13 protein-coding genes are annotated in these 11,586 nt (G+C 35.5%); 4 read left to right on the top strand and 9 right to left on the bottom strand.

The features are described 5' to 3' along the window. Positions 1–124: 124 nt before the first annotated feature. A complete protein-coding gene (gene recR / locus C6H08_RS09515) occupies positions 125–706 on the bottom strand; it encodes a recombination mediator RecR (RefSeq protein ID WP_034563915.1) in 582 nt (193 codons plus the stop codon). A gap of 93 nt (positions 707–799) precedes the next feature. Here recR and dnaJ point away from each other — a divergent pair, with 93 nt between their 5' ends. Beyond that, positions 800–1,921, top strand: a complete 1,122-nt coding sequence (dnaJ, locus tag C6H08_RS09520) for a molecular chaperone DnaJ (protein WP_077389208.1) — start codon at positions 800–802, stop codon at positions 1,919–1,921. Between the two features lie 217 nt (positions 1,922–2,138). Here dnaJ and C6H08_RS09525 read toward each other — a convergent pair whose 3' ends face one another. Continuing rightward, complete coding sequence (locus C6H08_RS09525; RefSeq protein WP_034563912.1) at positions 2,139–2,414, bottom strand: EscU/YscU/HrcU family type III secretion system export apparatus switch protein; 276 nt, start codon at positions 2,412–2,414, stop codon at positions 2,139–2,141. A 165-nt stretch (positions 2,415–2,579) separates the two neighbouring features. On the opposite strand from C6H08_RS09525, the gene C6H08_RS09530 reads away from it, so the two are divergent. After that, positions 2,580–3,245: a DNA-methyltransferase gene (locus tag C6H08_RS09530; protein WP_034563910.1), complete on the top strand. Its 666-nt coding sequence runs from the start codon at positions 2,580–2,582 to the stop codon at positions 3,243–3,245. A 305-nt stretch (positions 3,246–3,550) separates the two neighbouring features. Next, complete coding sequence (locus tag C6H08_RS09535; protein ID WP_034580035.1) at positions 3,551–4,207, top strand: outer membrane beta-barrel protein; 657 nt, start codon at positions 3,551–3,553, stop codon at positions 4,205–4,207. Positions 4,208–4,281: 74 nt separating this feature from the next. Here the strand turns inward: C6H08_RS09535 and C6H08_RS09540 are convergent, their stop codons facing one another. From C6H08_RS09540 to hisC, 6 genes are all read right to left on the bottom strand, one after another. Further along, complete coding sequence (locus C6H08_RS09540) at positions 4,282–4,656, bottom strand: chemotaxis response regulator CheY (RefSeq protein WP_004088980.1); 375 nt, start codon at positions 4,654–4,656, stop codon at positions 4,282–4,284. Between the two features lie 66 nt (positions 4,657–4,722). Then, entirely contained in the window at positions 4,723–5,424 is a 702-nt protein-coding gene (gene hisA / locus C6H08_RS09545) for a 1-(5-phosphoribosyl)-5-[(5-phosphoribosylamino)methylideneamino]imidazole-4-carboxamide isomerase (protein WP_034580036.1), read from the bottom strand. A 17-nt stretch (positions 5,425–5,441) separates the two neighbouring features. Next, entirely contained in the window at positions 5,442–6,236 is a 795-nt protein-coding gene (fliH, locus tag C6H08_RS09550; protein WP_004088976.1) for a flagellar assembly protein FliH, read from the bottom strand. Beyond that, entirely contained in the window at positions 6,223–7,254 is a 1,032-nt protein-coding gene (gene fliG / locus C6H08_RS09555) for a flagellar motor switch protein FliG (RefSeq protein ID WP_034562690.1), read from the bottom strand. The genes fliH and fliG overlap by 14 nt, the downstream gene beginning before the upstream one ends. 9 nt (positions 7,255–7,263) lie before the next feature. Next, positions 7,264–8,955 carry a flagellar basal-body MS-ring/collar protein FliF gene (fliF, locus tag C6H08_RS09560; RefSeq protein WP_034580037.1) on the bottom strand — a complete coding sequence of 564 codons (1,692 nt, stop codon included), beginning with the start codon at positions 8,953–8,955 and terminating at the stop codon, positions 7,264–7,266. 21 nt (positions 8,956–8,976) lie between these two features. After that, positions 8,977–10,077 carry a histidinol-phosphate transaminase gene (gene hisC, locus C6H08_RS09565; RefSeq protein ID WP_034562693.1) on the bottom strand — a complete coding sequence of 367 codons (1,101 nt, stop codon included), beginning with the start codon at positions 10,075–10,077 and terminating at the stop codon, positions 8,977–8,979. A gap of 134 nt (positions 10,078–10,211) precedes the next feature. On the opposite strand from hisC, the gene C6H08_RS09570 reads away from it, so the two are divergent. Continuing rightward, positions 10,212–10,469, top strand: coding sequence for a FeoA family protein (locus tag C6H08_RS09570; protein ID WP_034562694.1), 258 nt, complete (start codon positions 10,212–10,214; stop codon positions 10,467–10,469). 202 nt (positions 10,470–10,671) lie between these two features. Here C6H08_RS09570 and C6H08_RS09575 read toward each other — a convergent pair. Beyond that, the coding region (locus C6H08_RS09575; RefSeq protein ID WP_158656855.1) for a hypothetical protein at positions 10,672–11,586 on the bottom strand (915 nt) is incomplete at its 5' end.

Consider the following 11,586-nt stretch of genomic DNA (forward strand, 5'->3'; position numbering starts at 1 on the left):
TATAAAAAAGCAAATAAGATTCTAATAACCACAATACTAAATCTTATGTCTTTCATGCAAGATATTCTGCAAATATAATCACAGAATTATGATGGCATATTTAATAACCCAAGCAACCCAAACTCTACGCATTTACTCGTGCGTTAAATGCTCTTGCTAAAGAGAAATGATCGATATTATCAAGGCTTACATTTGATGGCACACCTTGTGCGATTTTGCTAAATTTTAAGCATAAATCCGCTAACTTTTCTTGTATAAACATGACAATCATATCGCTTTCAAGTGAGGGCATGAATGCAAATATCACCTCTTCTATATTCTCATCTTGAATGCGTTGTATAAGATCTGTGAAATCGCAATGTTTATAGTCCTCAATTACGCAATATACCCCATGAAATTCGCCAATATCTTCAATCAAAAACACATCTTTTGGGTGAGACACAATGCAGAGTGTGCCATTCTTACGAGTAGAATCAAGGCAAATATGGCAAATCTCACCATGACTAAGCGCACCGCAAACCTTGCACTTTTCAATCGTAGCAATGCAATCATGGATCGCCTGTGCGATTTGTAATCCTAGCGGAGCGTTTTCGATAGCTAGTGTATAAGCCATTTTACGCGCACTTTTCTTGCCTATGGTTGGCATTTTTTCAAGGGCATTTACAAGTGTATTAAAAGAAAATAAGTTATTTTGATAGTTTTTCATGCGGGGGATTCTAGCAAAAAAGTGATAAGTTTTAGCAAAGTTATCTTTTTTTTTATATAATGAAAGCCTTATTTTACTTTTGGAGTATGTATTTTGGCGTCATTAGATATGGATTACTATGAAATCTTAGAGATTAGCAGAGATGCAGACCATGATACAATCAAAAAATCATTTAGAAAACTTGCATTAAAATACCACCCTGACAGAAACCCAGATGACAAAGAAGCAGAAGAAAACTTTAAAATGATTAATGAAGCTTATGAAGTATTAAGCGATAGTGAAAAAAGGGCAATTTATGACAGATATGGTAAAGATGGACTTCAATCACAAGGCTTTTCTCGCTCTAGTGGTGGATTTAGTGATATATTTGGCAGTATATTTGAGGATTTCTTTGGAGGGGGTCAGTCAAATACACAAGAGCATTATGCCTTTGATCCAGACTATGTATTGCGACTGAATCTAAGCTTTAAGGAAGCTGTGTTTGGCTGTAAAAAGACGATTAAAACGGAGTATAAAAGCTATTGTAAAACATGTAGTGGCACTGGGGCAAAAGATGGCAAAATGCAGGATTGCAATAGGTGTAATGGTCGCGGTAGGGTTGTCGTGCAGCAGTCTATTATACAAATGCAGGTTGCATGTCCTACTTGTGAGGGGACGGGCAAAATCATCGTTGATAAATGCACTAAATGTCATGGAAATGCCTTTGAGCGTGTAAAAGAGACGATTGAGCTAGAAGTAAAAGCGGGTATTGATAATGGCAATCAGCTTGTATATCGTGGTAAGGGGAATGAAGTAAAAAGCGGTGTGAGAGGCGATCTCTATATCAAAGTGGTTGTGAAAGAAGACGAGCATTTTGTGCGTCATGGCAATGATTTGTATATGGAAGTCCCTGTGTTTTTTACCACGATTGTGCTTGGCGGTAAAATAGAGATTCCCACACTTAGCGGACAAGCAGAGTTAAACATTCCACCAAATACCGCACATGGACATCAGTTCGTTTTTCAAAATGAAGGTGTGCCAGATATTAATAGCGGAAAAAAGGGCAGGCTTATCGCACAAATAAAAATCACCTATCCGCAAAATCTCAATGAAGAGCAGCAAAACCTTGTGTTAAAACTGCAAGAAAGCTTTGGGGATACAAGCAAGCCTTATAAAAGCTTCATTGATTCATGTTTTGATAAAGTCAAAAACTGGCTTAAGGATAAAATATCATGAGATAAGAATATCCATTGTGTATGCATAACGCTTGTTTATATGGGTTTAAATCTAGTATAACTTCATAGGTTTTTTATGTTTTTATGTCATTGTGTGTAAATAATGCTAAAAAATGTAAAAATAGATTCTATGCGAGTTGTGTGTTATGGAAGATTTTAAGGTTATTTTGATTAGTGGGTTATAAAACATAAATCATGAATTTACAAGGTAATTATATTTACTCTAATTTTTTACTGATATGTGCGGTATTTTCTGTATTTTGTAGCCATATAAACACATCTACAACAGCTTGATATAATGCTTCGGGTACATTGCTATTTACTTCCATTTTTATAAGAGAATCAACGAGTTCAGCATTGCAAAAAAGTGGCACTTGATACTCCTTTGCTTTGGCAATGATTGCTTCTGCGATTTTCCCATGCCCACTTGCAACAACGCGAGGGGCATGGTCCTTATACTCTTCATAGGCAAGAGCAGCAGCCTTTTTTCTCATGTATAATCCTTTTAGCTTTGCACTAAAGCTAAATCGGCGGTTTTACTTATTTATGATGGTTTAAAGCTGTCATAACTTTATGTTATAATCTCAAATATTCACAGAAGATACAAGCTGTTTGTATCAGGAATTACAAAACCACGCATTGTCGTTAAAGGCATAATTATGGAATCTAAAACAACATATCCGTTAAATACTAGACTTAATATTGATGGTTTAGACCTTATGGGGAGTTTAGAATCTTGCAGTGTTGATTTGTGCTTTTTTGATCCGCAGTATCGTGGGGTGCTTGATAAAATGCGTTATGGGAATGAAGGGGAGCGACAAAAAGGCAGAAGTGAGCTTGTGCAGATGAGTGAAGAACAGATTCAAAGCTTTATATGCGAGATTGATAGAGTGCTAAAGCCTGGCTGTTATTTGATGCTGTGGATTGATAAGTTTCATCTATGCGAGGGGGTAAAAGCGTGGGTGGAACAAACAAGTTTGCAGGTGGTAGATCTCATCACTTGGGATAAGCTCAAAATGGGTATGGGCTATCGCACAAGGCGACAGAGCGAGTATCTGCTGGTTTTGCAAAAAGCACCGATAAAGGCTAAAAATACTTGGCGATTGCATAATATCCGCGATGTGTGGAGTGAGAAGATTCCAAATGATGAGCTAAAGATTCATCCGCATTCAAAGCCCAAGGGATTGCAAAAAGCTTTAATAGAATCTTGCACAAATAAGGGCGATTTGGTGCTTGATCCAGCAAGTGGGAGTTTTAGCGTGTTTGAGTGTGCTAAGGAGTTAGGGCGAGAGTTTATCGGCACAAATCTTAGCACATTGCTATAAATTCATTATATTCATTAATTTGAAGCAACGCACAAATAAGATTCTAACAACTAATTCACCAAAAAAAACTTAATATTGCTTTGTCATTTGTTGTTGTAATCCAAAATATAGATTTATGAGAGCTTCTAAATATTTTATATATTGCTATTTGTGGGATTAAAAGCTATATAACTGCTAGACCAATATATAAAATAATTATTTGTATTTATTGTGGTGGTAGCAAAAAAATGTGTTATCTGTATTTTATAGTTTTAAAAAAAGTGTAAATGAACGATTATGTTATGGATTTTTTATAAAGGATATGTATGAAAAAGCATCTATTGAGTGTTGTTGTTGCAAGTTGTATTTGTGTCAATATGTCATTTGCTGATAGTAAAGGGAATGGCTTTTTTCTTGGTGTTGATTTTGGTGGTTCTGTTGGAGCACTTACAAATACAGGATTAACAATTAGTGGTAACGCTGGGCAAGGCGGTGTCCCAGCTAAAGAGACAATGCAAGTTAATGCGGGTTTTGGTCTCAATCTGCGTATAGGTGGACAGAGATATTTCGATAGAGAAAATGGCATGAGATATTACCTTAGCATTGGTGGTGTTTTTGGTGCACCAAGTTATGCTTTTGGTGATTTAAAAGTGTCTGGTATTACCATGATTGGTGATATAAATATGGATTTTTTACATGATTTCACTAGCACAGAATCTCAAAGAGTTGGTATATATGTCGGCATGGGGGCTGGATATATGACTACGCTGTATCCGGGCGGTAGCGCACTTACGATTCAAAACATGAATATTCCAAGTTTTAGTGGTGTTACTATAGGGCTAAACTTTGGAGTTAGGACACTTGTGGCAAGACATCATCAGTTTGAGTTTTCAACAAAAAGTGTCGTTACACACTCAAAAGCGACAGAAAATATCATAGGGTTTCAAGTATTCTTAGGTGCGAACTATTCTTATTTATTCTAATAGGATTTTACAATTCTCACGCTTATGTAATGTCTCTTTAGATAAGCGTGAATGGGTATTAGAAAGCCAAACAATTACTCGTTAATTCCTAGCACAACTTCTAGTTTCTCTTTTAAAACCTGTGGTGTAAAAGGCTTAACAATATAGTTATTAACTCCTGCTTTTAACGCAGTTATAACCTCTGATTTTCCACCTTCAGTTGTTACCATAATAATTGGAATATCTTTATACTTTTCTTCTGCACGCACTTTTTTTACAAGCTCTAAGCCATTCATCTCTGGCATATTCCAGTCTGTAATCAAGACATTAATACCCTCAATGGTACTCATCTGATTCCAAGCTTCAACTCCATGCTCAGCCTCTAAAATATCTTCATAACCAAGTCTTTGAAGAGTGTTTTTAATAATCCGTCTCATCGTAGAACTATCATCAACTACAAGCAATTTCAATGTTTGCTCCTTATAAATTAATTAAATCTTCATTGGTGTATTATAACATACTTTTAATAACCAAGATTAAAATTTTACATTTTTAAAATCAAGCTTACCTTCATAAAATGCCTTTCCTATGATTACACCACCAACTTTTGGGTAATTATGCAACATATCTAAATCTTTCTGTCCAGAAAAACCACCACTCGCGATGGTAAAAATGCCACTAATTTCCGCAATCTCTTCGGTCAAAGCAAAATTAATACCAGAAAGCATACCATCTTGTTGAATGTCCGTGCAAACTATTGCCTGCACACTACTGCCTTTTAGTTTCGCGGCAAAATCAATTGCTTTTATTTCACTCACATTTACCCAACCATGAGTAGCAATATTGCCATCTTTAGAATCTATGCTTAAAGCGATTGGATACTTATCTGCCATTGAGATAGTCCAATCTAGATTTTGCAGGGCAATAGAGCCTAAAATCGTGCGACATACACCAGCATTTAGGTAATTTTTTATAGTGTCTTCAGTGCGAATTCCACCGCCAACTTGTATTTGCAGGTTAGTTTCAGTTGCAATATTTTCTATGACACTAAGATTTTTTGGACTTCCCTCAAACGCACCATCTAAATCCACTATATGAAGCCATTTTGCACCGCAATCTTCAAAATATTTCGCAAAATCAAGGGCATTACCATACTCTTTAGCACTTTTTTTCTCACCCTTTGTTAAACGCACAGCCTTTCCGCCTAACAAATCTATTGCAGGAAATAAAATTGCCATGATTTTTATCCTAGATTCTAATCATTTAAATTATCCAACACTGACTGCTTCAGCATTTTGTAGCGAGACATTACATTTCCATCGAGATTACCAAGATTTGATGAGATAACAACGCCACCACGAGAAATAGCATTATCCGCTTCAATCTGTATTTTCTCCTTATCCTTTAGGTTTTCCTTCAAATACACATAATCAATAGGATTGACCTTAATACCAATTTGTGTTGCTTCCATAATATTTGATAGTAAAGATCTTGTAAGTTCCAAAGCAACTCGCTGTGAATTTTCCTCAATTTCTTTTACTATAACTTCTTTTGCCATATCAATAGCAATGGAACTTAACTCTTTTTCAAGGGCTTCAAGATGGATTTGTGATTGTTTTAGTGTATTTTCTAAAGTGATCAATGATTGCACTATCTTTTCACGCTCTGCTTGTATCTCTGCTTCCATCGCTTGTTTTGCCTCATTTTTTCCCTCTTCAAATCCCCTTTTATATGACTCATCGCTTGTTTTTTCAAGTGTTTCTTGCATGCTTACTTGATTTTTCTCAAACTGCATTTCAAGCTTTGCAAGATTCCCGGATAACTCATCACTTTTATGCAATAGCTTTTCGATTAACTCTTTTTCTAAAGAGTTCATAGTCGGCGGACGATATGCATTCACTTGCTCTACATTTTGCTCATCGGTTGTATTTTCAGTGGAATCTGTATTTGTCTGAATCTCTAAAGGCACAATAGCTTTAAATTCATATTTATTAATTGAGTGATCACCTTTTTGTTCATCTTGTATGAGATTGTGATTACGAGATAACATCGTCTTGTTCTCCTAATTGTATTAAGCCTTGTTCTGAGAGATTCTGAACTATCTCAATAATCTTTCTTTGTGCCGCTTCTATATCACGCACTTTAACCGCACCTAAAAACTGAATCTCTTCAGCAAACTGCTCACTTGCTCTCGAACTCATATTACTCATAAACTTTTGCTTCAACTCATCAGCACTTGATTTCAATGCCAATGCTAAATCCTTCTTATCTGCAACTTTTAGAATCTCAATGATAGCAGACTTATCAAGCTTAATCATATCTTCAAAAGTAAACATCATTTCTTTAATCTCATTAGCAAGTTGCTCGTCTCTTTGCTCTATCTGTGCTAATGTAGCCTTTGCGGTTTTCTGTCCCATGCGGTTAAACATCTCAGCAACAGCACGAGGACCGCCAACTTCGACTTTGTAGCTTGTAAGAGATTCTACTTGTTGCTCTAGCACCGCTGATACTCTCTTTACAACAGAAGGCGAAATGTCCCCTAAGTTTGCCATACGAATAGAAATTTCTGCACGCAACTCATCTGTAAAAAATCCTAAGGTTTCCGCTGCACCACCAGAATCCATATGTGCTAGAATTAGGGCTATTGTCTGCGGGTGCTCATTTACAATAAAGTCGGCAAGTTGTTGCGGCTTTACCTTATCCAAATAACCAAAATTCTTGGTAGATTGCATAGTTTTTGCAAGTTTATCAAGCACTCTCTTTGCAATATCTGGTCCAAGTGTCTTCATCAGCAATTCTCTTGCATAATCAACACCGCCAGAATTAATATATTGATTAGACTGCAAGATAGTATAAAATTCTTCTAATACAGCAGCACCCACAGCCTTATCTGTGCCACCTAATTGCATGATATGCTTACTGATTTCAGTAATAGATTCTATATCTAAATGATGGAATACTTCACTTGTGATTTCTTCACCGACTTGAATGAGTAGAATCGCTACTTTTTCAGACATAGAGAGTTCATCATATTGAGCTCTTTGCTTTGGAGTTAAGGTCATTGCCATTTTTGCCCCTTATTTCATTTCGATTTCATCGCGTATGAGCGCTTGGATTAAACCTGCTATCTCATCTGGTTTCGTTCTCACTGCTTCTTTGATTTTCTCTAACAACACATCATATTTTACAGCATCTTCATTGAATCCACCGCCAATGCCAAGTTGCTCTTCCACTCTTTTACGCATTTCATTCGCCCTATTTAGCGTATCATCATCATCATCAAAGTCAAATAGCGGTTGTTTCTCTGTCTCCTCTTCTTCATGCACTTCAAGCATACGCTCCGCAAATGGTGCAATAACCTTTTTATAGAAGAAGAATAGCACGATAACAACAAGCACATATCGCAATAGCGGCATAAATGGACCGAGATATTTTTCAACCGCTTGGGCTACTTTTTCAAAGTTTGTTAATGGTGGTGTGCCAGAACCAATAGCATTAAGCTGTCCAGCAATAACGCTTACAATATCATTACGACTTTCATCATAACCTGAACTTGCTTCGACAATTTTTTTAATCTCTGCAAGCTCTTCTGGGCTTCTTGGGGTATATTTCATCGTAATAAAGCCCGTTTCTTCATTTGTCTCTTCAGTATAAGTTCCATCAATCACAACACCAACAGTCATGCGTTTAAGTTGGGGGGTTTGCAATCGCATAGTCGTTGTCTTTTTGTCGGGCATATAGTTTTTAACAAACTGACTTTCTCTATACTCTTCTCTATTATTGGAATCTAAGTCTTTAACTTCGGCAATGTTATTAATAACACCCGGGACGCCACCCGGATCTTTTGGTGCAAGTCCTTTTCTCTCTATCTCTTTACCCGACTCACTTGCAACAGCAGATTCTTTACTATATATTTCTTCCGTGCTTTCTTGCTTACCAAAGTCATAGTCTAGATTCACACTCACAGTCATTCTGTCTGTGCCACCAGCAAGCCTGCTTAATGATTGTCTAATCTTATTTGCAATCTCTTGTTCTGCCTGCACCTTATAAGCAAAGTTTTTAAATGCCTGTTCGTTTTCAATGGTTGCTTCATCGCGTTTATTTAGTGGATTACCATATTGATCCACCATGATAACATTTTCTGGTTTAAGCCCATTGAATGAATTTGCAATAAGGTTTTGAATACCAAAGATTTGATTCTGTGTAAGCGTCATGCCATCTCTAAGCGTTAATGCTACACTTGCACTAGGCACAGCACGAGTTTTTACAAACACATCATCTTTTGGTTCTGCAATCTCAACTCTTGCATCTTGTATGGGGGCTAATGCCATTAATGTCTTTTCTAATTGTCCTTTAATTGCACGTAGTTTTTTAACATCAAATTCACTTTGTGTTGCACCAAAGCTATTTTCATTAAAAATATCATAATCAACCCTGCCTTTTATAATGCCCTGTGCGGCAAGCTCATTACGCAAAACAAAGACTTGGTCTTGTGGCACTGCAATAGTGTTGTCATTAATCATTTTATAAGGGATATTTTGCTGCTTAAGATAGCTTATCGCAGACCCTGCATCTGCTGGATTCTCAGCTGAAAAGAGAATCCCAAAACCATCGACACTATCCCCCTTCTTTGAACCTAAAGAGGATACAATGAGATATGATAAAAAAGCAACAAAAACAACAACAGTTACAAGAATAACAATTTGTTGTTTTCGATTTAATTTTTTAATTAAATTTTGTAACTGCGTAAATATCGCTTTAAAATCCAAAACTTACCTTCCTTAAAATATTTATAAATCTTGTAGTATATTTGTTAATTTTTGTATGACAATGTCATTTTGCTGCGGGATTCCAATGGTAATCCGCACGGCATTAAGTCCATAACTTGCCAAATCTCGCACAACAATTCCTTGCCGTAATAACAAATTGCTTATTTTAGTAGAATTTAACTTATTATGCAATATAAAAGTAACAAAATTTGCATAAGATTCCAAAATATCAATCTCATATTGCTTTGCAAAATGCTTATATTTTTCCATTTCACTAAAATTATTCTTAACAGAATCTAGTAAAAACTCTTCATCAAAAAGACTAGCACTAGCGGCCTTAAGGCTTAAAGTCGTGATATTAAAAGGTGGTCTTATCTTATTTAGCATATCAATTATGCCCTTATTTGCGATACCATATCCAACACGCATACCACCTAATCCATATATTTTAGAAAAAGTCCCCAGATAAATTACATTTGGAAAACCTATAATATCCTTAGGTCTAATCGCATAATTAGAATCTTTATACGCACAATACTCCATATATGCACAATCTAGGACTACAAGACTCTCTCTATCAATTTTTTTTAAAAAATCAATCACTTGAGATTTAGGCAACGCTTCTCCAAGCGGATTATTGGGTGTGCATAAAAAGATTATGCTAGGCTTATGTGCTTCATAATATTGCAACATAGAATCTAGATTATGAAAAAAATCAGGTGTGCGTAAAATAGTAGCATTGCAATGCTTTGCATAGATAGCATACATTGCAAAAGTCGTTTTTGCCATAAGCACCTTAGTATTTTTATCACAAATTGCATGTATGCAAAACTCAATTATTTGGTCGCTACCACTGCCAATAATGATTTGATTGCTTTCTACATTATACTTTTTCGCTAGAGATTCTTTAAGCTCATAGTAAGAATCATCGGGATATATATATGCATTACACGCATTCTCAAGAATTGCTTCCTTTGCAAGTGGTGAAACACCTAGTGGATTTTCATTGCTACCAAGCTTAATAATATTTTGTGGCTCAATATTGTAATCACGCATAACAAGCTCTAGTGGTTTTCCAACTTCATAAGTAGGCAAAACAGAGATATGCTGGTGAAATTTCATAATATTTCCTTATAAATCGCTCTGGCATAATCACTAACAAGGTCTCATTGCTTATTGTAACCTTAAAAACGAAATTGTAGCATAAAGATTGCGAATTTATATTTTTATGTTACCATTTTACAGAGTTTTTTACTTTGAAAATAGACATTATTGTGGTGGTGATTATGACTTTGCTTGATATGCAACACAATGAAACATATAGGATAAAGTTTGTATGTAATATGCAGAATCTACTCGTACAAAGACTGCACTCTCTAGGTATTTATGAAGGGGCTTCTGTGCGACTTGGATATGTCTCAATGTGGCAACACACTTATAGTGTATATGTGAATGGCACACAAGTGGCACTGCGAAAGAGTGAAGCGGAATTAATTGAAATTGAAAAAATATAAAATTGTTTAATTCATATTGAATACCATATAAAATGAAACTAGAATCACTTATCAAATACTCTATCAAAATAACTTTCTGGAGCATTTATTATGATACAACCAAAACCTGTATTTTATGTATGTAAAAAATGCGGGCATGTGAAATACCATCAAGCAAAAAGTGATTGCATTAGTGCTGAAGATATTGCGGCTATAATTTGTCCTAAATGTAACGCATTAATGAAAACTCATAGCAATATGTTAAGTGCATTCTTGGATTAAAGTTTTTAAATATTGTGTTTTCTAAGCCTTTAACACTATCGCCCCATTGTGTGTCTAGCACTCTTTGTTTCCACTGCTCTATTGTAAGTCTTGAATCTAAGTCTTTTTTATTCATACCTTTTGTTAGGGCTTTGGCAAATTTATCATTTAAAGACTCTTTTATTTGTGCGTAGTTTTTATTTGCTTGTTGAAAGTTTGAAAAAAGTTCATCTGCTTCTTGACGCGTTAATGTTTTTTGGGTAGGATTGTGTTTGCTACCCATGCTGGTGGAGGAAAGGAAACCTGTAGAAGCTTGATTGGGCTGTGGAATCCCGAAGTTCGGTGGGTAGTCTATAATTACTTGTTTTGCATTTTGCAACTTATTTAATAGGTTATTGTTCTTCTTTGGACTCAGCGTAACATTTAAAAAATCTTTTCCATAATCTCTACTTACATTTACAAAAAACAATTTATCATCTAGCGAAATACCCATTAATAAATCACTTTTTTCATCAATAAAGGCTACATGTGGTGTCTCAAAAGTTTCTTTAATTTGTGGGATATATTGCTCTCTATGATTTTCGATTAATTTCTCTAAGTCTTTTCTATTTACTTTAATGTCTTTCCCTATGGCTTGGCGGACCTCTTTTGCTACATTTACTACTGCTTCATCATTAATGCTTTTTAATCCAAAAGTATTCATCCATGTTTGTGCTACTTCTTTTGTGATTTCTTGTGTATTACCTTTAGAATCTATGAAAGTTTCTATAACTTCTTTATTTAGATGTTTGCTTTCACTCAACGAGACATCTTTGCTTTCTACATTACGCCCTAAATGTGCTTCATTCTGTGCGACTTTAGAATCTAGGGCGTTTTT

Origin of the sequence: Helicobacter bilis (genome assembly GCF_900198365.1) — a bacterium.
Taxonomy (GTDB): Bacteria; Campylobacterota; Campylobacteria; order Campylobacterales; family Helicobacteraceae; genus Helicobacter_A; species Helicobacter_A bilis_B.